Below are 21545 nucleotides of genomic sequence, written 5' to 3'. Positions count from 1 at the left end.
ACGTTCCAGGGGTGAACCGTCATGTCACAGCTGGCCGCCACGCCATTGATCGGCAAGCGCATCCTGCTCGGCATCAGCGCCGGCATTGCCGCCTACAAGAGCGCCGTGCTCGCGCGCCTTTTGAAGAAGGCCGGCGCCGAGGTGCGCGTGGTGATGACCGAGGGCGCCCAGGCCTTCATCGCCCCGCTGACCCTGCAGGCGCTGACCGGCGAGAGCGTGCGCACCTCGCTGCTCGACCCCGAGGCGGAAGCCGGCATGGGCCATATCGAGCTGGCGCGCTGGGCCGAGCTTATCCTGATCGCCCCGGCCACCGCCGACCTGATGGCGCGGCTCGCCCATGGCCACGCCGACGACCTGCTGACCACGCTGTGTCTGGCCACCCACGCCGAATGCGTCATGGCACCGGCGATGAACCAGGCGATGTGGGGCCACCCGGCGACCCGCGACAATGCCCGTCGCCTCGAGGGCTACGGCTGGCGATTGCTGGGTCCCGATTCCGGCGACCAGGCCTGCGGCGACGTCGGCGCCGGGCGCATGCTCGAGCCCGAGGCGATCGTCGCCGGGCTTTCTGTAACGCCCGGGGCCGCGTCTGCCATGGCGCCCGAAGACGCGCCTCTTTCCATGGCGCCCGAAGACGCGCCTCTTTCCATGGCGCCCGAAGACGCGCCGAGCGCATCCGAATCATCGCCGCAGGCCGACGACGCCCGCGGGCTGACGGTGACCGTCACCGCCGGGCCGACTCGCGAAGCCCTCGATCCGGTGCGCTATCTCTCCAACCACAGCTCGGGCAAGATGGGCTATGCGCTGGCCGCCGCGGCCGCGAATCGCGGCGCCCGCGTGCGCCTGATCAGTGGCCCGGTGGCGCTCGCCACGCCGGCCGGCGTGGAGCGCATCGATGTGACTTCGGCCGACGAGATGCTCGCGGCGGCCCGCCAGGCGGCCGGCGACAGCGCCATCTTCATCGGCTGCGCGGCGGTCGCCGACTACCGCGCCGAACAGATCGCCGCGCACAAGCTCAAGAAGAGCGCCAACGATGACGGGATGACCCTGAAACTGGTCAGGAACCCCGACATCATTGCCCTGATCGCCGAGGCTCGTATTAACGCCAGTGTTAGCGAAAGCGCCGCCGCCAGCCCACGGCCGTTCATGGTCGGTTTCGCCGCCGAGACCCGCGATCTCGAGCGCTACGCCCGCGACAAGCTCGAGCGCAAGAACCTCGACATGATCGTCGCCAACGACGTCTCGCAAGCCGGGCTCGGCTTCGGCGCCGACGACAACGCCGCGCTGGTGCTGTGGCGCAATGCCGCCGCCGAGCCCGGGCGCGCCGAGCTGCCGGCGCAGAGCAAGGCCCGCCTGGCCGAGGCGGTGATCGACCAGGCGCTGCGCGGTTATCGTGCGACACGCTCCGGCCCATCGACCGCAGAAGTTCCGCCCGCCGCGCCGCAACAGGATCCCCAATGAGCGATACAACCCTCGATACAGTCAGCGATACCGCCGTCACCGATACTGCCAACCCCGAGCCGCTGCGTCGCCAGCCGCAGTTGGCGGTCAAGATCCTCGACGAGCGGGTACGCGACTACCCGCTGCCGCACTACGCTACCCAGGGCAGCGCCGGCATGGACCTGCGCGCGCTGCTCGATGCGCCGCTGACGCTGGCGCCCGGCGCCTGCGAGCTGGTGCGCACCGGGCTCGCCGCGCACATTGCCGACCCGGGCCTGGCGGGAATGATCCTGCCGCGCTCGGGACTGGGCCACAAGCACGGCATCGTGCTCGGCAACCTGGTCGGATTGATCGACTCCGATTACCAGGGCGAACTGCTGATCTCGGTGTGGAACCGCGGCCAGACGCCGTTTACCCTCGAACCCGGCGAACGCCTGGCCCAGTTCGTGCTGGTCCCGGTCGTTCAGGCCGAGATCGAGATCGTCGAAGACTTCGCCGCCAGCCAGCGCGGCGCCGGCGGCTTCGGCCACTCCGGCCGCCGCTAGGCGGCACCTCGACACACGCTGACCAACGAGCCAACTAGACTGGAGACAGTCGCCAACTGAGGCGGTTTCCCGTCGTCTACCAAGGAGGGACCCCATGAGCGAGATTACCCCGTCCATCTTTCGCGCCTACGATATCCGCGGCATCGTCGACGACACCCTGACCGAACAATCCGTCGAGCTGATCGGCCGGGCGATCGGCAGCGAGGCCGCCGAGCGCGGCGAGCGCTCGGTGATCGTCGCCCGCGATGGCCGGCATTCCGGCCAGCGCCTTCAGGCGGCGCTGATCAAGGGCCTGACCGCCGCCGGCCGCGACGTCGTCAATATCGGCATGGTGCCCACCCCGGTGCTCTACTACGCCACCAACACGCTGGGCGACAGCACCTCGGGGGTGATGGTCACCGGCAGCCACAACCCGCCGGACTACAACGGCTTCAAGGTCGTGCTGGGCGGCGAGACGCTCTCCGGCGAGGCGATCACCGCGCTCTATCAGCGCATCGCCGACGACGACTTCGCCAGCGGCGAGGGCCGGGTCCGCGAGCAGGACGTGGGCGAGGCCTACCTGGACCGGATCATCGGCGACGTCACCCTGAGCGGCAAGATCAAGGCGGTGGTCGACTGCGGCAACGGCGTGGCCGGCACGCTGGGGCCCACGCTGATCGAGCGCCTGGGCGCCGAGACCGTGCCGCTGTTCGCCGACGTCGACGGCGACTTTCCCAACCACCATCCCGATCCCGGCAAGCTCGAGAACCTCCAGGATCTGATCCGCACCGTCAAGGAAACCGGCGCCGACATCGGCCTGGCCTTCGACGGCGACGGCGACCGGCTCGGCGTGGTCACCCCCAAGGGCGAGGTGATCTACCCCGACCGCCTGATGATGGCCTTCGCCGAGGACATGCTCGAGCGCAACCCCGGCGCACGGGTGATCTTCGACGTCAAGTGCACCGGCAACCTGGCCAAGGTGATCGAGGAAGCCGGCGGCACGCCCGAGATGTGGCGTACCGGTCACTCGCTGATCAAGAGCCGGATGAAGGAGACCGGTGCGGCGCTTGCCGGCGAGATGAGCGGTCACATCTTCTTCAAGGAGCGCTGGTACGGCTTCGACGACGGCCTCTACGGCGCGGCGCGGCTGCTCGAGATCCTCTCCAAGCAGCAAGACGATGCCGACACGTTCTTCCATCGCTTCCCGCAGGATCTGGGCACTCCGGAACTCAACGTCCACGTCACCGACGACAACAAGTTCGCCATCGTCGAGAAACTGGCCCGCGAGGGCGACTTCGGTGACGACGGCGTCAAGACCACCCTCGACGGCATCCGCGTCGACTACGCCGACGGCTGGGGACTGTGCCGCGCCTCCAACACCACGCCGGTGCTGGTGCTGCGCTTCGAAGGCAAGACCCAGGAGTCCCTGGAGCGCGTCCAGGCGCGCTTTCGCGACGCCCTCAAGCAGCTGGTCCCCGACGCCGAACTGCCCTTCTGAGCCGGCTCTCCGAGCACTGCCCCCAAGAACCGGGCCCGCGCCGCCGCCGGCAGCGCGGGCCGACCCAACCGATGGAGAATCGCCGATGAGCGAATATCCCCGGGACCCGCGCCAGGTGGTCGAGGTCCTGTCCGAAGCGCTGCCCTACATTCAGCGCTTTTCCGGCAAGACCGTGGTCGTCAAGTACGGCGGCAACGCCATGACCGAACAGACCCTGGTCGACTCCTTCGCCCGCGACATGGTGCTGATGAAGGAGGTCGGCATCAATCCGGTGGTGGTGCATGGCGGTGGCCCGCAGATCGGCGAGCTGCTCGGCAAGCTCAAGATCGAGTCGCGCTTCGTCAATGGCATGCGCGTTACCGATGCCGAAACCATGGACGTCGTGGAAATGGTCCTCGGCGGGCTGGTCAACAAGGGCATCGTCAACCTGATCAACCAGTGCGGCGGCAAGGCGATCGGCCTGACCGGCAAGGATGGCGGCCAGATTCGCGCCCGCCAGCTCAAGGTCGAGCAGCACAGCGCGGAGATGCGCGTGCCCGAGATCATCGACATCGGGCATGTCGGCGAGGTCGAGCACGTCTCCACCGAACTGATCGAGATGCTCACCGCCCGCGATTTCATCCCGGTGATCGCGCCGATCGGCGTCGACGCCCAGGGTCGCAGCTACAACATCAACGCCGACCTGGTGGCCGGCAAGATCGCCGAGGCGCTGAATGCCGAGAAGCTGATGCTGCTGACCAACGTCGCCGGGCTGATGAACGCCGCCGGCGAGGTATTGACCGGGCTGTCCACCACCCAGGTCGACGCGTTGATCAGTGACGGCACCATCCATGGCGGGATGCTGCCCAAGATTCGCTGTGCGCTGGAGGCCGTCAAGGGCGGCGTGGCCAGTTCGCACATCGTCGATGGCCGGGTGCCCCACGCCACCCTGCTGGAGATCTTCACCAACGCCGGGGTCGGTACGCTGATCACCGATGCGACGAACCAGGAATAGGGCATACACGACCTTTGCGGTTTGCCCCGGCAAGGAGCCGCCAGTAGGATTAGCGTAACCATAAAATATTATTAGAAGAACGACATGACGCAGGCGACAACCAAGCAGAGCCGCCGGGAGCAGATTCTCCAGGCGCTGGCGCTGATGCTCGAGGAAGACAGCGGCAAGCGTATCACCACGGCATCGCTGGCCCGCCAGGTCGGCGTTTCCGAGGCCGCCCTCTACCGCCATTTCCCCAGCAAGGCGCGCATGTTCGAGGGGCTGATCGAATTCATCGAGGCCACGCTGTTCGAGCGCATCCGCCGGATACTCGACGAAACGCCCGAGGCGCTGCCGCGCTGCCAGCACATCCTGATGCTGTTGCTGGGCTTCGCCGAGAAGAACCCGGGCCTGTGCCGGCTACTCAACGGCGACGCCCTGACCGGCGAGACCGCCCGCTTGCGAGTGCGCATGGGCCAGCTGTTCGAACGCCTCGAGACCCAGCTCAAGCAGATCCTTCGCGAGGCCGAGATCCACGAAGGGCTGCGCCCGGTGCTGCCGGTCTCTTCGGCCGCCAACGTGCTGCTGGCCTATGCCGAGGGGCGCATCGGCCAGTACGTGCGCAGCGATTTCAAGCGCCTGCCGACCAGCCACTGGGACGAGCATTGGCCGTTGCTATCGCGCGACCTGCTGGTTGCCGTGACCCAGGCCAGCCGCGCCTAGCCGGCCGCGCCTAGCCGGCTTCAAGCAACGCCCTGCCCGTCGTGGCAGGGCGTTGCGGCCCGGGTCTAGAGCATGTTGCGCAGCACGAAGTGCAGGATGCCGCCGTGACGATAGTACTCCAGCTCGTTGGCGGTATCGATGCGGCACTTGGCGTCGAGCGTCTTCTCGCCCTTGCTTGATGCGATGGTCACCTTGACGGTGCCGCCCGGCTCCAACTCGCCGAGGCCCTCGATGGAAAACGATTCGTCACCGGTCAGGCCCAGCGACTTGCGGTCCTCGCCCTCGGGGAACTGCAGCGGCAGCACGCCCATGCCGATCAGGTTGGAGCGGTGGATGCGCTCGTAGGATTCGGCGATTACCGCGCGCACGCCGAGCAGCAGCGTGCCCTTGGCCGCCCAGTCGCGACTCGAGCCGGTGCCGTATTCCTTGCCGGCGACCACCACCAACGGCTTGCTCTCCTCGGCATACTTCATTGCCGCATCGTAGATCGCCAGCTGCTCGCCGGACGGCACGTGACGCGTGTAGCCGCCCTCGACGTTGTCGAGCATCTCGTTTCTGATGCGCACGTTGGCGAAGGTGCCGCGCATCATCACCTCATGATTGCCGCGCCGCGAGCCGTAGGAGTTGAAATCCTTGGGCGCCACGCCGTGCTCCTGCAGGTAGCGACCCGCCGGGCTGTCGGGCTTGATCGCGCCGGCCGGCGAGATGTGGTCGGTGGTCACCGAATCGCCGAGCATCGCCAGCACGCGGGCGTCCTTGACGTCCTCGACCGGCTCGGGTTCCTTGCCCATGCCCTCGAAGAACGGCGGATGCTGGATGTAAGTGGAATCCTTGGACCACTCGTAGACCTTGCTCTCGGGAATCTTCAGCGATTTCCAGGCTTCGTCGCCATCGAACACCTCGGCGTATTCCTTGCGGAACATGTCGGTGCGCACCCGCTCGACCGCCTCGGCGATCTCGGCCTGCGACGGCCAGATGTCCTTGAGATAGACCGGCTGACCATCCTTGCCGGTGCCCAGCGGCTCCTTGGACAGATCGAGGCGCACGTTGCCGGCCAGCGCGTAGGCTACCACCAGGGGCGGCGAGGCCAGCCAGTTGGTCTTGACCAGCGGGTGCACGCGGCCTTCGAAGTTACGATTGCCCGAGAGTACCGAGGCCACGGTCAGGTCGCCGGCGTCGATGGCCTTCTCGACCGACTCGGGCAGCGGCCCGGAATTGCCGATGCAGGTGGTGCAGCCATAGCCGACCAGGTTGAAGCCGAGTTCGTTGAGGTCGTCCTGGACACCGCCCGCCGCCAGGTAATCGGTGACCACCTTGGACCCGGGCGCCAGCGAGGTCTTGACCCACGGCTTGGTGGCCAGGCCCTTCTCGACCGCCTTGCGCGCCAGCAGGCCGGCGGCCAGCATTACGCTGGGGTTGGAGGTATTGGTGCAGGAGGTGATCGCGGCGATCACCACGGCGCCCGGGTTGAGCTTGAAGCGCTCGCCGTCGATCTCGCAGTCCTGGCTGTCGCTGTGCTCGTAGTGGCGATGGCTGTCGTGCAGTTCGACGTCGTCGACGGCGTGACCGCCCTCGGAATTCCACTTGGCTTGGTCCTCGGCGGGGGCGTCCGGTGCTTCGGATGCCATGAGCTTCTCGAAGGTCGCCTTCATGTCGGTGAGCGCGACTCGGTCCTGGGGGCGCTTGGGGCCGGCCAGGCTGGCTTCGACATCGTCCATGTCGAGCTGCAGGGTATCGGAGTAGATCGGCTCGTGGCCCGGCTCGCGCCACATGCCCTGAGCCTTGGCGTAGGCCTCGACCAGTTCGATCTGGGCGTCCTCGCGGCCGGTCAGGCGCAGGTAATCCAGGGTCTGCTCGTCGACCGGGAAGAAGCCGCAGGTGGCACCGTATTCGGGGGCCATGTTGGCGATCGTCGCGCGGTCGGCGACCGGCATGTCCTTGAGGCCGTCGCCGTAGAATTCGACGAACTTGCCGACCACGCCCTTCCGGCGCAGCATCTGGGTCACCGTCAGCACCAGATCGGTGGCGGTAATGCCTTCGCGCAGCTTGCCGGAGATCTTGAAGCCGATCACTTCGGGGATCAGCATCGACACCGGCTGGCCGAGCATCGCCGCTTCGGCCTCGATGCCGCCGACGCCCCAGCCGAGTACGCCCAGGCCATTGATCATCGTGGTGTGGGAATCGGTACCGACCAGCGTGTCGGGATAGGCGAAGGTCTTGCCGCCCTCGTCCTTGGTCCACACCGTTCGGCCCAGGTACTCGAGATTGACCTGGTGGCAGATACCGGTGCCCGGCGGCACCACGCGGAAGTTGTCGAAGGCCTGCTGCCCCCAGCGCAGGAATTCGTAACGCTCGAGGTTACGCTCCATCTCGATGGCGACGTTGTCCTTGAACGACGAGGGATCGCCGAAGCGATCGACCATCACCGAGTGGTCGATGACCAGGTCGACGGGGGACAGCGGGTTGATGCGCGCCGGGTCTTCGCCGAGGCGCTCCACGGCGTCGCGCATCGAGGCCAGGTCGACGACTCCGGGCACCCCGGTGAAGTCCTGCATCAGCACCCGCGCGGGGCGGTAGCCGATCTCGCGGGTCGAGCGCGCCGCCTGCTGCCAGTCGACCAGCGCCTGCATGTCTTCGGTCGAGACGCTGTCGGTATCGGCAAAGCGCAGCTGGTTCTCGAGCAGGACCTTGAGCGTGAAGGGCAGGCGATCGATGTTGCCGAGCGCCTTAGCGGCCTTGGGCAGACTGTAATAGTGATAGGTGTTCCCTCCGGCCTCGAGGGAACTCAGGGTATTCGGCGTGTTTTCGGCGCTCATGGACTCTCCTCCTTAATACCAAGCGGGGCTAGCACGTCACCATCGACGGGTGCGGCTGGCTGGTGTGGCGACGTATCCTTGGCCACCCTGCGTGGCACTGAACAGCGCCGTTGCGACTGGCCGATGCCGCTTGCCCGAATGTCAGGTTCTTGAATGACGTACCCAGATACTACGCTTGAGACAGCGATTGTCGACACATCCTGTTGATTATTGCTGATCATCACCTTGTCATGATAGGCGCTGAATTCAACCGCCAGCCAGCGTTCGAGCCAGGCGACCGCGCTGGCAGAGACGCGCATGGCGCCGGGTTGGTCATTCACCCTTGAAAGCGTCTGCAACGATACCCATATCGTTGCTCACCAAGGCGTCACGCAAGCGAGTCGCGCCATGCACGAAGCAATGCTTGCCTCACGACCGGTCAGCTGCCCGTATTGCGGCACGCCGTTCGAATTGCTGGTCGATGGCAGCCAAGGCAGCCATTCCACCTGGGAGGACTGCCCGCGCTGTTGCGCACCGATTCAGGTCAGCGTCGACGTGGCGGAGCCGGACGGCAGCGTGCAGGCCGTGACGCTGGCGCGCGACGACGATGTTCTCTAAGCGGACGCTGTTTGTCCGCGATTCCGTCATCCCTCCATGGCGAGGGCGGATATGCAAAGACGCTTTCGATAGATATTGACTATGCCTGCCATTGGCGTTAACTAATTGGCAGACAAGAGGTGCGACTTTAGTCTAGTCCGTTATCTTTTCAAACCCCTCTAACCTCGAAGGACTAACCTCAAGGAGAAGTTGCATGAGCGTATTGGTTGGACGTCAGGCACCGGATTTCGAAGCGGCAGCAGTCCTCGGCGACGGCACCATCGTCGAGAACTTCAAGCTGTCCGACAGCCACGGCAAGCTGCGCGTGCTGTTCTTCTGGCCGCTGGATTTCACCTTCGTTTGCCCGTCCGAAATCATCGCCCACGACAACCGTCTGGCACAGTTCAAGGAGCTGGGCGTCGAGGTGATCGGTGCGTCCATCGATTCCCAGTTCTCGCATTACGCCTGGCGCAAGACCTCGCCGGATGCGGGCGGTATCGGCGAAGTCGGCTTCCCGATCGTCGCCGACGTCAAGCACGAGATCGTTCAGGCCTACGGCATCGAGCATCCGGAAGCTGGCGTCGCCATGCGCGCCTCCTTCCTGATCGATGCCAACGGCGTCGTTCAGCACCAGACCGTCAACAACCTGCCGCTGGGCCGTAACGTCGACGAGATGCTGCGCATGGTCAAGGCGCTGCAGCACCACGAGAAGCACGGCGAAGTCTGCCCGGCCGGTTGGGACGAAGGCAAGGAAGGCATGAAGGACACCGCGGAAGGCGTTGCCAAGTACCTCGGCACCCATTCCACGAACCTGTAAGCCTTCACGGCTTCATGGGGCGGCCGAGGGCCGCCCTTTTGCCGTCTGGGCTGCGCCCGACGCTGCCAATGCGAAGGCGAAGCCAGTCAACGAGCGGTGCCGTCGTCCGGCGGCGCCTTGCGTGAGAGGATCAATTCATGAGTGAAGTGCGACACGAGCGCCTGATCATCCTCGGCTCCGGCCCGGCCGGTTACAGCGCGGCCGTCTACGCGGCGCGCGCCAACCTGAAGCCGCTGCTGATCACCGGCATGGAAGCGGGCGGTCAGTTGACCACCACCACCGACGTCGACAACTGGCCGGGCGACGCCGACGGGGTCCAGGGTCCCGAACTGATGGAGCGCATGCGCAAGCACGCCGAGCGCTTCGATACCGAGGTACTGTTCGATCACATCGACGAGGTGGAGCTGCGTCATAAGCCCTTCACGCTCAAGGGCAGCAATGGCACCTATACCTGCGACGCGTTGATCGTCGCCACCGGTGCCAGCGCCCGCTACCTGGGCTTGCCCTCCGAGCAGCGATTCATGGGCCAGGGCGTGTCGGCGTGCGCCACCTGCGACGGGTTCTTCTACCGCAATCAGCAAGTCATCGTGGTGGGCGGCGGCAACACCGCCGTGGAAGAGGCACTGTACCTTTCCAACATCGCTTCCACGGTGACGCTGGTCCATCGCCGCGACAGCCTGCGCGGCGAGAAGATCCTGCAGGACAAGCTGTTCGAGAAGGTCGACACCGGCAACATCGCCGTCGAATGGAACCAGGTGGTCGAGGAAGTGCTGGGCGACAACACCGGGGTGACCGGGGTACGCCTGCGCTCGACCCTCGACGGCAGCCAGCGCGAGCTTTCCGCCCCGGGGGTGTTCATCGCCATCGGCCACACGCCCAACACCGGCATCTTCGAGGGCCAGCTGGAGATGGCCAATGGCTATATTCGGGTGCGTTCGGGGCTCGAGGGCAATGCCACCGCGACCAGCGTGCCCGGCGTGTTCGCCGCCGGCGACGTGATGGATCACGTCTATCGTCAGGCGATCACCTCGGCGGGCAGCGGCTGCATGGCGGCGCTGGACGTCGAGCGCTATCTTGAGGGGCTCGATTAGGAGGGGCTCGACTAGCCACGCGACGGCACCGGGCTTCGAAAGTCCTGCTGCGAAGCACCTGACCCCCGCCGGCTTGCCCGCGGGGGTGTCGCGTTTGCAGCAGCCGCTGGCATCAATCTCAATAATGCGGGGGGCGCTCGTCCGCGTCGCTGGTACCCGGTGCATCGAGCGCTGCAAGGGTCTGGTGCTGATCGCGCAGGCGCTGCTGCATCAGCGCGTTGACCCGCTCCAGGCGATCGAGTCGCTGAGCCTGGCCGGCGAGGGCCTGGTCGAGGGTGTCGAGCCAGTGCTCCTGATAGGCCAGGCGGCTCTCCAGCGCTTCGAGGCGCGCCTCCAGGCGGGTGAGCGTGTCATTTTCGATCATGCTAGAATCGCTCCGCTGTGTGTTGCCGTTCATCGCGACACCTTACCCTATGTTCGAAACCCATCGGCACTCGCCGACGTTTCGAATAATAGTTGAGCTTGGAATCATCACGCTTCGCAACGATCGCTCTTCGAAGCACCGCCCGTCGCACGCGTGGCGTCAGGCCGTCATTGTCAGCACAACAAGAGAGTCCGAGGTCCATGAATCGAAAGGTATTACTCCGCTGTAGTCTCATCAGTCTCCTGCTTGCCGCTCCTGCCCCGCTGTTGATTGCCCTGTTTGCATCGCTGGTCGACGGCGCCCTGACCGGGGCCCTCGAACAAGCGTTGACCCTGGATGGCATCGAACGCATCTATGTTGCCAGCGCGGTGGCGGTGTTTCTGATCCTGCTGGTCGCCACCCTTGCCGTGCACAGCCTCACCCCGCAGCTCGTCAACCTTGCCGAGATCGAGAACGACGATCGCGAGATGGGCGAGGTGAAGTGGTTCAACGTCAACAAAGGCTACGGCTTCATCACCCGCGACAACGGGGAAGACGTGTTCGTGCACTTCCGGGCGATTCGCGGAAAGGGTCACCGGACCCTGGCCGAGGGTCAGAAGGTGCGCTATCACGTGATCAACAACGAGCGCGGCCTGCAGGCCGACGACGTGACCGTCATCACCTGAACGCGGCGCTCCCGCGTATGACCGGACGCCCCGGTCGGCTCGTGCCGGCCGGGGCGTTTGCGTGTCGATGCTACTGGCCGGAATCCGGCCAGGTAATGGCACCCTCGTGACCGTCGGGACAGACCTGCCAGAAACGATCGGGGTCGTCGCCCGGCTGCCAGCCGCCCAGCGAGCAGCGTACCTCGCAGGCCAGTGCGGCGACCGCCGCGCGGGCGCAGTCGATGTCGCGCGGCCAGGGGGTGGCGACGCTGTCGAACCACAGGCTGGCGAAGCCGTCGGCGGCGTTCTCGACCAGCAGGATCGGCACCAGCGCGCCCTCGCGATGGCCCTTGCCGCGCCACTTGCGCTTGCCGGCGGGCACCAGCGGCGCGGCATCGAGTTGCGAGCCGAGCCAGGCATTGAGGCGTTCGAGCGAGGCGTCGGCCAGGTAGATCTCGATGTCGGGATAGCGTTGCATGGCGAACCTCAGGTGAACAGCCGTTTGATGATCGCTTCGTAGGCCTGGCTCAGGGTATCGAGATCGGCGGCGCGCACGCGTTCGTTGACCTTGTGGATGGTCGCGTTGAGCGGGCCGAGCTCGACCACCTGGCTGCCCAGCTGGGCGATGAAACGGCCATCCGAGGTGCCGCCGGCGGTCGACAGCGCCGGCGTCTCGCCGGTGGCGTCATTGACCCCGGCGAGCACCGCCTCGATCAGCTCGCCCCGGGCGGTCAGGAACGGTTCGCCGTTGAGCGTCCAGTCGAGCCGATAGTCGAGGCCGTGGGCGTCGAGAATCGCCTCGGCGCGTTCGCGCAGCTGCTGATGGGTGACCTCGGTGGAGTAGCGGAAATTGAACACCACTTCCAGTTCGCCGGGAATCACGTTGCTCGCGCCGGTGCCCGCGCGCAGGTTGGAGATCTGAAAACTGGTGGCGGGGAAGAAGGCGTTGCCGTCGTCCCAGTGTTCGCGGCACAGCGCATCCAGCGCCGGTGCCGTGGCGTGGATCGGATTGTGCGCCAGGTGCGGATAGGCGACATGGCCCTGCACGCCCTTGACGTGCAGCACGCCGCCCAGCGAACCGCGCCGGCCGTTCTTGACGGTGTCGCCGAGCCGCTCGCTGGACGAGGGCTCGCCGACGATGCAGTAATCCAGCCGTTCGTGGGCCTCGCGCAGGTGCTCGACCACCGCCCGGGTGCCGTCGATGGCGGGGCCCTCCTCGTCGGAGGTGATCAGAAACGCCAGCCGTCCCGGGTGCTCGGGGTGCGCGGCGACGAAGCGCTCCACCGCGGTGAGCATCGCCGCCAGACTGCCCTTCATGTCGGCGGCGCCGCGCCCGCACAGCTCGCCGGCCTCGTTGATGTACGGCTCGAACGGCGGCGTGTGCCACTGCGCCTCGGGGCCACTGGGCACCACGTCGGTGTGGCCGGCGAAGGCCAGCACCGGGCCGTGGTGGCCGCGCACCGCCCAGAAGTTATCGACATCGCCGAAGGCCAATCGCTGGATGCTGAAGCCGAGACGCTCGAGGCGCTCGATCATCAGCGCCTGGCAGCCGGCATCGTCGGGAGTCACCGAGACGCGGCGCATCAGCTCGATGGCCAGCTCCAGCGTCGCTGACAGGGGCTGGCGGGTCGCGGCAGTGGCGGACGTGGACATGGCGGTTCCGGATAGCGGCGGTTGGGGCGCCCGGTCGGGGCGCCACGGATCAATTGTGGGCATGCAGCGCTTCGTTGAGCGCCACGGCGCTCTTGTTGGTCAGGCATTCGACACGCCCGTTGAGCGAGTTGCGCCGCAGCAGCAGGTCGCTCTGGCCGGCCAGTTCGCGGGCCGCCAGCTTCTCGACTTCCTGGCCCTGATCGTCGAGTACCGCGACCTTGGTGCCGGCGGTGATGTACAGCCCGGCCTCGACGGTGCAGCGATCGCCCAGCGGGATGCCGATCCCGGCATTGGCGCCGATCAGGCAACCCTCGCCGACCTTGATGACGATGTTGCCGCCGCCGGACAGCGTACCCATGGTCGAGCAGCCGCCGCCGAGATCCGAGCCCTTGCCGATCATCACCCCCGCCGAGACGCGGCCTTCGATCATCCCCGGGCCTTCGGTGCCGGCATTGAAGTTGACGAAGCCCTCGTGCATCACCGTGGTGCCCTCGCCGAGATAGGCGCCCAGGCGCACCCGTGCGGTGTCGCCGATGCGAATGCCCGTGGGTACCACGTAGTCGGTCATCTTGGGGAACTTGTCGACACAGTCCACGGACAGCGAACGGCCCTCGAGGCGCGCCTTGAGGCGCCGGGCGGGCAGCTCCTCGATGTCGATGGGGCCCTCGTTGGTCCAGGCGATGTTGCGCAGCAGGCCGAACATGCCGGTCAGGTCGACGCCGTGGGGTTTTACCAGGCGGTGCGACAGCAGATGCAGCTTGAGATACACCTCCGGCGCGCTCGAGGGCGGCTGGTCGGTCTCGATGAAGGTCGCCACCAACGGTCGCCGGCTGGCCGCCAGCGAGGTGGCGAGCTCGGCCTGTTCGGCATTGCCGGCGGCCTTGAGGGCCTCGGCCAGCTTGCCGCAGTGCTCGGGCAAAAAGCTCACCACGGCGTTGCCGGCGGGAGCGTCGAGCGCCTCGCGGGCGGCCTCCGCCAGCGCGCTTTCCGGCTGGAACAGCGGCGCCGGGTAGTAGACGTCGAGCCAGTCGCCCTGGGTGTTCTGGTTGCCGATTCCGAGTGCGAAACTCAGCATGCGATTCTCCTGAAAATATCGTAAGAAAGTAGAAAGTGCGTGGGTCGGGCGGCTGCGCTCACGCCGAGTCGTCGAGACCGGCATAGCCGTCGCGCGGCAGGCCGACCAGCAGCCGTTCGCCGGTATCGAGCAGCGGTCGCTTGAGCAGTGTCGGCTGGGCGAGGATCAGCGCGGCGGCGTGCTCGTCGTCGTCACGGGCCGCCTGCTGGTCGGCGCCGTCCAGACCGCGCCAGGTGGTGCTGCGGGTATTGAGCAGCGTGGCCAGTTCGGCCATGGCCAGAAAGCGTGTCAGCCGTTCGCGGTCGAGGCCGTCGTCGCGCAGGTCGTGATAGCGGTAATCGATGCCCCGCGCCTCGAGGGCCTTGCGCGCCTTGCGGCAGCTGTCGCAGTTGTTGATGCCGTATAACGTGTTCATGGGCCGGGTCGGTCCTGATTCGAGAGCGGGTCGAACGTGTCGCTCGTGGGAAGCGTGGATGCGTCGGCGCCAGGGCAGGATTGTCTTGTCATGGGTGCCGTGGGGCGCGAAGCCACCGATTATAGGCAAGCCGTGGGGTTCCCCTCAAATGCGCCGGCCGTGCATGTCATGCCAGGAGCTGAGCGAAAATTCGGCTCAAGTACGAGTCGCCATCGCGAAGCGTGGCAGAAGCGTGCCCCGATTCGTTTTTTCCATGCCAATCCAGACGCAATACACCGCGTTTGATCATGTCTTCGGCTAGTTCCATTTCCTTATCGGTCGGCGAAGAGCCTTTCCAGCGCCCCAGCGGCGACTTATCGCGTAGTAGGATGAATGAATGGATGGACCACTTTCGCTCCGTCCGGCCTTGCAGTTGTTTTGCCAGCTCGACGAGCTGGCCACTGGTGGCGACACGCACCTTGTCGTTCATGCCATCTACACCCTTCAGGCCGAGATCGTCCTCCTTGACGATGCCGGTCTGGCCCTTGGGGTCGAACAGGGCCAGCGTGGTTCTGTTGGCCTTGTCATCGACGATCCAGAGCACGAAATCGGGATAGAAAACGCGGGTTTCGCCTTCCAGATAGATGCCGATCGAGCGCAGCGACTCGACGTTGCGCATCAGGTAAAACTCGCGATGGTCGCGGGGATAGTTGACGTCGATGAACGCCAGGATGTCGCGAAGGAATTTGCGCTCGCCCGCGTTGAGGCTGTCCGGCGATATGCCGATACGCTTGAGTTTATGCTTCTTGAGTAGCGTATCGGCGGCTTCGCCGAGTAGCGGCTCGTATATATGGTAATCGCCTTGGGCTTCCTCGAGATCGAGCTGAATCTGCTGGTTCAGTGAGGCATCGTTCTCGAAGGCGACCTTCTGCGTCTGGTCCGCGAACTCATAAGTCAGGGTGTAGCGATCGATAAAATCGCCGCGCGCGTCCGGCGCATTCTGGCGTACGGTCTCAAAACGATACTGACGCCTGTCGATGTCATAACGCACCTTGTGGAACATCTTTTCCAGCAAATCGCGCTGCACCTCTTCCAGCAGGCGCTCGATGACCGGCCAGTTGCGCTCGCTCAGTGGCTGGTCGTAAAGCACTTCCTTGGTCGGCGCGAGCAGCGCCGCCAGGGTAAGAGGCTGGCTGGCGCCGTCATGGTTCACATACAGCTGCACACGTTGCTGGCTACACCAGATCCGCAGGCGGGTTTGCAGCCAATCGCTGGAGACGAACAGCGCCTGGTCCGCGAGGCACGCTTTCAGGCTAGCCACCAGGTTGTGGCCCGGTTGGCTGCGGTCCGCACGGTAATCGAGGCTGAAACCGGGGTTGGCCAGCCGGCCGCTGAATACATCGCCTTGCTGCGTTCCGTCTCGCTGAAATCCGTCTTGCTGAAACCCGCCTTGCTGAAATCCGTCTCGCTGAAAATAGTGCCAATGCCATTCATGCGTCGCGGCGTTCAGCGTGATGCGCAAGGGCGAATCGAAATCGGCACGTCCTACCTTGAAGGTATGCAGCTTGTGTTGATACTCGGTGAACGCCAACGGCGCACGTTTTTGCTTGTGCGTGCCCACCTGCACGACGGCGGGCTTCACCTCGAGGCTGTAAGGCCCGGCAATCGCCGGCAGGTCTTTTTCCAGTGCTTTGAGAAAGACTTCCAGCCATGACCGGTTGAGGCTGTAGACGTTCAAGGTCTCCAGGCGGCGCAGTTGGCTATCCGGCGTATCGTCCGCCACCAGCGCCGCATAATCGGTGCAGTGTTCTTGATGGCGACGCTTGCCATCCCCGCGCAGGCCTTTCAGGCGCACGCCACGCCCGAAGATCTGGATGATCTTGTTGCCCTTGCTCGAGCCGAGGTTGATCAGACCGATGATCGATACCCGAAAGCAGTTCCAGCCCTCGGCGAACTTGCGGCTGCCGACCAGCACATTGATCGGCGAGCCCACGTCATCGATGGCGTCGAAGTGATAGCGCGCATTGACGATCGGCGCCTTGCTCAATGTCACCCGCGGCTCGCCATTGGCGTCATGCAACTGCGGGTGCGCCTCACACTCCTTGAAGAACTTGTCGCCGTTGCCGACGTTGATCAACCCCCAGTATTGACCATCGCCCCAGGACAGCCAGATCTCATCGGCCACGCCCGGCGAGCGGGTCAGGGTCAGCTTGCCGCTGTGCTGGTCGTTGAAGATGGGGGAATAGGCCTCGCGATCGGTGGCATCGAGATGCGCGAGCCAGACCACGAAGCGGCGAATGTCCGAAACTTCGTCCTTGGCGGTGCCTTCCTTTCTGGGGTCTTCCACCGTATTGCCCATGTAGGCCAGCAGCGGCTTGTCGGGGAAATGCCCGGCGAAGGGCAGCTCGCCGGCGCCATGCGCCTGGCTGACGGTCAAGTGCTCATGCGCGGTGAGTTTTTCACGCAGGGTATCGAAGGTGCTGGCGAAGAAGGCGGCATCGCCCTTGCCGGTATCGGCGAAGCGATCGTCGGCCAGGCTCTGCAGGGCGTAGTCCTTGCCGTAGCCATCCTTGAAGAAGCGGTAATAGTTGTAGTCGTAGACGATCTGTTCTTCGTAGTCGCGCACATGCGTATCGCTGATACCGTGATAGGTTGCCGAGTATTCGAACAGAAAAGCGTTATCCGGCTTGAGCAGTTCCTGACGCAGTTGCTTGAAGGCGCCGACCTCCTTGCCGCCGCTGGCCAGGCCGATATGGCCCTCATCCACCAGCACCAGGCGGAACAGCCGGGTGCTGTCCGGCATGTTGAAGAAACCGGGTTCCTTGTTGAGTAGCGCGCCGGTGGTGGCGACCGTGAGCTTGATGCGGTTGTTGTACAGGCGGTTCAGCTGGCGGACCACTTCGCCCAGCTCGCGCTCATGCTGCTCGATCAGGTTGACGCCCGGCGTGGTCAGGATGATCTGCAACTCGTCGAAGGCTGCGCCGCCGCCAATGTGTGCGATGTATTGCAGAATATTGAGATGCATCAGCAGCGTCTTGCCGCTGCCGGTGGCCATCCAGTACGCCAGCGCTTTTTGCTCGGCAAAACTCTTGCCGGCGCGCTTTTGCTCCAGCACATGCTCGGTGAAATACAGCGCCAAAATCTGGTAATAGCGTAGAGTAAAGGGGCGCGAAAGCAGCTGGTTGTAGTCGTTCAGCCACTTCTGAATCTTGCGCCCCATCGGCTTGGGCAGGCCGCTGCTCTGGCGCGAGGCGAAGCTTTCCACCTGTTTCTGATAGTCGCGTTCATGCCCTTCGGCACGCGCGGAAAACTCGCCCAGCAGCTCGTGCTTGAGATGGTTGTAGAGTTTTAGCTCCATTGTGCCCCCCGCAAGAAGTCGCTGGCCTGAATCAGGTAGGTGTCGAGCTCCAGCCGGCGCAGGTCGGCATCGAAGTTCAGCTCCAGGCGCTGAATGCGGCTGACGCCCTGAGCGTCGGCATAGTGGGCGAGGATGGCGTGCAGGTTGGTGGTGTCGTCTTCGGCGGGATCGATATCGCGAAACACCACCAGCGTGCCGTGGGTGGTTTCCACGGCCAGATACTGCCGGTCGAGATCTGGGTGGGTGTCAGGGCGATACACGCGGCGCGACTTGACCCAGTAGCCCTGCAAATAGCACCAGGTTTCCATCAGGTCGATGGGTTTTTCTTCGCGGGCCTTGCCGATGCGCAGCGTTTGGCTGAACGGCCGGGAAACATCCAGCGAGCTGGAAAGACTGTTGTGTTCGGGACGGAACAGGTAGTTGACCGGAATCTGTTGGGGTAGCGCGGATTCATCCCAATGCGTACGCGGCTGGCCGCTATCGTCCAGTGCCAAGTTGTCGAGCAGGTCTTCGTATTGTTCGAAGCTCTGGATTTTTACCAGATGACGCAGGCCGTTCTCGTTAACGGGCTCGCCGGCTTTCCAATTCAGCGAGAACATGACTCGTTTGGTGCGAGCCTTGACCACCTTGTCGATGTAGTCGCCCATTTCCACAGCCATAAAGTGTCGCTTCTGCTGATCGCCATGCTCTTTGTTGAGACGCAACAGCGCATGAACGCTGGTACCGGAGCCGACAAAAAAGTCGGCCACCCAGTCACCGGCATCGGTGGTCTGTTCGAAGAAACGCCCCATCAGCGTGGTGGGCTTGGGGAAGCGAAACACGCCTTTCTCGCCAAATAAACTTTCTATCTGTTTGGCGCCATCGGTGTAATCATGAAAAACCGACTTGGGAACCGATAGACCGCCATCGTCCTCGCTGCCATTGCTACCGACTTCGTGCAGAAAGCGTTTAAGCTGGGGCACTTTCTTATCATTCTCGCCCCAGACGATGCGATGATCCTCGTGACGTGCCTGAAAGGAGTCCTTGCGAGGATCGTCCGGATCGGGAGCGAAGCGCAGCCGCCAGCCACCATTGGGATAATTGCAGGGCTTGCCTGTTAGCGGATGGGCTGGCCGATAGAAGCGGTAGTTAGGATCGCCGGGATCGGTGATTTTACGCGCATCATCTTTGGGTGGCGCAGAAGCATCAGCTTCACGCCAAGCCCAAAGTACGGCTTTTTGCGCCTCGGCCTTTTCTGGAGATACATAGCGCCCTTCCGGTGTGCGGTATTCCACGCGGCGGTAATTGTAGATGCCGCGCCAAGGGTCCTGTTTCTGGGTCTCCTTGCTATAGGTCAGGCCAACACTTTCCAGTTCTTTTTTGTACTCTTCCTTGTGTTGCTCCATCAGCCCCTTGATAGCGGACTCGACCGTGGCGGGCGCTGGGTAATCGCCTTGCATCTCTTCCAGTAACTCGGTGATTTCGGCGTAGCCGGGGCGCGTTTCGCGGAACATGCGCGTCCCGGCCGTGGCAGCTGCTTTATTTCTGGCGTAGGCCAGCACATATTCATGATTGGTGGAGTAGGCCGGAGCGCGATTGTCGTTGGTATTCTGCGCCCAGATCAGCTCCTCCACCTGGTTGGCATTGTCGAAACGCTCGTCAAGCAAGTGTTGCAGGCTATTGCGCTCACGATGGTCGATGCTCGAAAAGATAACGCCGTCCTGCCTGAGGGCGGTATGCGCCAGCGCTAGCCGGTCATGCATCATGCTCGCCCAGCTCGAATGCCGGAAGCTGTCCTTATACAAAAAGCCATCGCCGCCGGTGTTATAGGGCGGGTCGATATAGACGCACTTGATCTGCTCGCGGAATTTCTCCTGCAGCAGATTCAGCGCCTGCCAGTTTTCTGAGGCGATCAGCAAGCCATCGGTCTGCTCGTCGAGGTCGTCGAATTCGGACAGGCTGAGTAGGTCATCCTGAAAGGCCGGGTCGCTTTCACGATAAAAGTGGGTATCGACCACCAAATTGGGATGTTCGACCAGCTCGGTCGCGCTACCGAGGTCAACCTTGAACGTATCGCGCCATTCCTCGCGCTGGGCGGAATTGGCGAATATCCGCTCGTGGAGGCGTGAGGGGATCTTGCCCACGGAAATCAGGTAGTGGGTATCGACGACCTTCTTCTTCAGCTCGAACAGGCCCTTCTGGAAATTCTCGATGGCGGCGAGGAAACCGATCAAGGTGTCCGCGACCTGGTTGAAAGCGCGGGCAATCACGGGGGTGGCGTTATCCTCGCCGGCATGCAATAGCGCATCCAGATCCGAGAAGATCACCTGCTTGATGAAGCGGCTTTTCTCACGGGTGAGAAAGCCCTGCAGGTCCTTGTGGATGAAATAATCGGAATCGTTGCCGACATAGAACTTGTTGAGGTTGCGGTCGATTTGCCACAGGGCGCTCGCAATCCAGTCCTGCGCCAGCTCCTGCTGGCGCTCGCCGGCATTGCCGCCCAGATCGGCGAACTCGCTGCGCTTGGCCAGCTCTTCGATGTACTTATCAAACTTGAGGCGCAGCTGGCCGATGCCCTTGACCTGGCCCCCGTCGCTCTTGTCGAAGTCGTCGGTCAGGTCATTGAAAACGGGCTTGCCGGGTTCGGGGTCGCTCTTGCCGGGCTTCTTGTGCAGGTAGGATGTGAGGTCGTCGCCGCTCTGGAAAACGTCCTGCCATAGGCGAGTGTACAGCTCGATCTTGGGGGTGGGGCTGGTCGCCAGGATGAAGCGCACCTGCCAGACGGTTTTTTCATTGCCTTCGGCATCTTGCTCGGCAACGGGGTGAATGCCCGTCAAGCGGTAATGCTTGTGGTTGATGTCCTTGTTGTTGTTGCGCTCGCTGGTTTCGGCGTCTTCATCGCCGCCGCTGGCCAGGCGGAATTCCAGCCACTGGCCGGCGACCTGGCAGCGTACGCTGTGAAAGCCGTTGCCGGTCTTGATGTAGTAGCTGTCCTTGTGCTTCCAATGGAACAAGGTGTCCGAGCCATCGTAATCGGCTTCGTAGGGCACCTTGAAGGCGCTGGTGGCGCGGGTGTTGTAGCCGAAGTCACCGTTCTGGTAGTACAGCTCGAAGAAGTTGAGCAGGTGGTTGTAGACCTTGGTTTCCAGCTGTTCGGCAGAGAGCTGGCGGGTCTCGAGGAAGTTGGTCAGCTGGGCTTCGGCCTGTTCGCGCTGCTCATCGCTGAGCACCGGCATGGTGAACAAGCTCCTAAAGTGGGTTTGCGCATTTTCATCGTCGGGGTTTTCAACCACGGCCTGCCAGAGCGGACGGCCCATGTCACCGAATTGGGCGGCAAAGGCCGCCAGCCAGTGGCGTGCGGTTTCGCTCTGACTGTTATGTACGCTACCCAGGGCGTGATTGACGGTACTGCGCAGGCTGTTGTCCGCTTCGCCATCGATGAAAGACTGGATGAATTGACGCTTCAAGCGCGTGATGCGGTAAATGCCGAAGTCCAGGTCGTGGGCCTCGAACTGGAACATGTCCTTGAGGAAGCGGCGTAACTGGTCGAAGGCTTGGATCGGTGCGGTCATGGTTGTCCAAAAGTGTTCGGTAACAAGCTGAGACGTGGTTGAATATCA

Annotated in this window: 19 protein-coding genes; 10 read left to right on the top strand and 9 right to left on the bottom strand. The window is 63.9% G+C overall.

From position 1 onward, the window contains the following. Nucleotides 1–21 precede the first annotated feature (21 nt). The 5 genes from coaBC (at nt 22) to slmA (ending at nt 5158) form a co-directional block, all read left to right on the top strand. Nucleotides 22–1461, top strand: a complete 1440-nt coding sequence (gene coaBC, locus K7I12_RS02435; RefSeq protein WP_231662906.1) for a bifunctional phosphopantothenoylcysteine decarboxylase/phosphopantothenate--cysteine ligase CoaBC — start codon at nt 22–24, stop codon at nt 1459–1461. Then, nucleotides 1458–1985, top strand: coding sequence for a dUTP diphosphatase (gene dut, locus K7I12_RS02430; protein ID WP_231662905.1), 528 nt, complete (start codon nt 1458–1460; stop codon nt 1983–1985). Before coaBC ends, dut begins: the two co-directional genes overlap by 4 nt. A gap of 94 nt (nt 1986–2079) precedes the next feature. Further along, nucleotides 2080–3462 carry a phosphomannomutase/phosphoglucomutase gene (locus K7I12_RS02425; protein ID WP_231662904.1) on the top strand — a complete coding sequence of 461 codons (1383 nt, stop codon included), beginning with the start codon at nt 2080–2082 and terminating at the stop codon, nt 3460–3462. Between the two features lie 85 nt (nt 3463–3547). Further along, nucleotides 3548–4456 carry an acetylglutamate kinase gene (gene argB / locus K7I12_RS02420; RefSeq protein WP_231662902.1) on the top strand — a complete coding sequence of 303 codons (909 nt, stop codon included), beginning with the start codon at nt 3548–3550 and terminating at the stop codon, nt 4454–4456. An 84-nt stretch (nt 4457–4540) separates the two neighbouring features. Further along, on the top strand, nt 4541–5158 hold the full coding sequence (slmA, locus tag K7I12_RS02415; RefSeq protein ID WP_031384652.1) for a nucleoid occlusion factor SlmA: 618 nt from the start codon (nt 4541–4543) through the stop codon (nt 5156–5158). A gap of 65 nt (nt 5159–5223) precedes the next feature. Here the strand turns inward: slmA and acnA are convergent, their stop codons facing one another. Both acnA and K7I12_RS02405 read right to left on the bottom strand, forming a co-directional pair. Continuing rightward, nucleotides 5224–7974, bottom strand: a complete 2751-nt coding sequence (gene acnA, locus K7I12_RS02410; RefSeq protein ID WP_031384653.1) for an aconitate hydratase AcnA — start codon at nt 7972–7974, stop codon at nt 5224–5226. Then, nucleotides 7971–8312 (bottom strand): hypothetical protein, encoded by a 342-nt coding sequence (locus K7I12_RS02405; protein WP_231662901.1) that lies wholly within the window; start codon nt 8310–8312, stop codon nt 7971–7973. Before K7I12_RS02405 ends, acnA begins: the two co-directional genes overlap by 4 nt. A gap of 49 nt (nt 8313–8361) precedes the next feature. Between K7I12_RS02405 and K7I12_RS02400 the strand changes: the two genes are divergently transcribed. The 3 genes from K7I12_RS02400 to trxB all read left to right on the top strand — a co-directional run bounded on the left by K7I12_RS02400 (nt 8362) and on the right by trxB (nt 10458). Further along, complete coding sequence (locus K7I12_RS02400) at nt 8362–8571, top strand: CPXCG motif-containing cysteine-rich protein (RefSeq protein ID WP_031384654.1); 210 nt, start codon at nt 8362–8364, stop codon at nt 8569–8571. 193 nt (nt 8572–8764) lie between these two features. Continuing rightward, nucleotides 8765–9367: a peroxiredoxin gene (locus tag K7I12_RS02395; RefSeq protein WP_031384655.1), complete on the top strand. Its 603-nt coding sequence runs from the start codon at nt 8765–8767 to the stop codon at nt 9365–9367. A gap of 137 nt (nt 9368–9504) precedes the next feature. Continuing rightward, on the top strand, nt 9505–10458 hold the full coding sequence (trxB, locus tag K7I12_RS02390) for a thioredoxin-disulfide reductase (RefSeq protein ID WP_031384656.1): 954 nt from the start codon (nt 9505–9507) through the stop codon (nt 10456–10458). Nucleotides 10459–10576: 118 nt separating this feature from the next. Here the strand turns inward: trxB and K7I12_RS02385 are convergent, their stop codons facing one another. Further along, nucleotides 10577–10822 carry a SlyX family protein gene (locus tag K7I12_RS02385; protein ID WP_031384657.1) on the bottom strand — a complete coding sequence of 82 codons (246 nt, stop codon included), beginning with the start codon at nt 10820–10822 and terminating at the stop codon, nt 10577–10579. Nucleotides 10823–11022: 200 nt separating this feature from the next. On the opposite strand from K7I12_RS02385, the gene K7I12_RS17445 reads away from it, so the two are divergent. Further along, nucleotides 11023–11487 (top strand): cold-shock protein, encoded by a 465-nt coding sequence (locus K7I12_RS17445; RefSeq protein ID WP_031384658.1) that lies wholly within the window; start codon nt 11023–11025, stop codon nt 11485–11487. Nucleotides 11488–11557: 70 nt separating this feature from the next. On the opposite strand, the gene K7I12_RS02375 is transcribed toward K7I12_RS17445, so the two are convergent. The 6 genes from K7I12_RS02375 to K7I12_RS02350 all read right to left on the bottom strand — a co-directional run bounded on the left by K7I12_RS02375 (nt 11558) and on the right by K7I12_RS02350 (nt 20762). Next, complete coding sequence (locus K7I12_RS02375; protein ID WP_231662899.1) at nt 11558–11944, bottom strand: hypothetical protein; 387 nt, start codon at nt 11942–11944, stop codon at nt 11558–11560. A gap of 8 nt (nt 11945–11952) precedes the next feature. Beyond that, entirely contained in the window at nt 11953–13119 is a 1167-nt protein-coding gene (gene dapE, locus K7I12_RS02370; protein ID WP_031384660.1) for a succinyl-diaminopimelate desuccinylase, read from the bottom strand. A 49-nt stretch (nt 13120–13168) separates the two neighbouring features. Beyond that, entirely contained in the window at nt 13169–14194 is a 1026-nt protein-coding gene (gene dapD / locus K7I12_RS02365; protein ID WP_231662897.1) for a 2,3,4,5-tetrahydropyridine-2,6-dicarboxylate N-succinyltransferase, read from the bottom strand. Between the two features lie 58 nt (nt 14195–14252). After that, nucleotides 14253–14609 carry an arsenate reductase gene (locus tag K7I12_RS02360; protein ID WP_231662895.1) on the bottom strand — a complete coding sequence of 119 codons (357 nt, stop codon included), beginning with the start codon at nt 14607–14609 and terminating at the stop codon, nt 14253–14255. Nucleotides 14610–14775: 166 nt separating this feature from the next. After that, the gene (locus K7I12_RS02355; RefSeq protein WP_231662893.1) at nt 14776–17946 is read right to left on the bottom strand and encodes a DEAD/DEAH box helicase family protein; all 3171 of its coding nucleotides are present in this window, start codon (nt 17944–17946) and stop codon (nt 14776–14778) included. Beyond that, nucleotides 17937–20762 (bottom strand): site-specific DNA-methyltransferase, encoded by a 2826-nt coding sequence (locus tag K7I12_RS02350; protein ID WP_231662892.1) that lies wholly within the window; start codon nt 20760–20762, stop codon nt 17937–17939. Before K7I12_RS02350 ends, K7I12_RS02355 begins: the two co-directional genes overlap by 10 nt. On the opposite strand from K7I12_RS02350, the gene K7I12_RS02345 reads away from it, so the two are divergent. Continuing rightward, on the top strand, nt 20748–21467 hold the full coding sequence (locus K7I12_RS02345; RefSeq protein ID WP_231662891.1) for a hypothetical protein: 720 nt from the start codon (nt 20748–20750) through the stop codon (nt 21465–21467). The genes K7I12_RS02350 and K7I12_RS02345 overlap by 15 nt on opposite strands. The last annotated feature ends 78 nt before the right edge of the window (nt 21468–21545 follow it).

The organism is Halomonas sp. IOP_31, assembly GCF_021151495.1.
Classification (GTDB): domain Bacteria; phylum Pseudomonadota; class Gammaproteobacteria; order Pseudomonadales; family Halomonadaceae; genus Modicisalibacter; species Modicisalibacter zincidurans.
The sequence above is the reverse complement of the archived record's forward strand: the minus strand, read 5'-3'. Positions and strand labels throughout refer to the sequence as shown.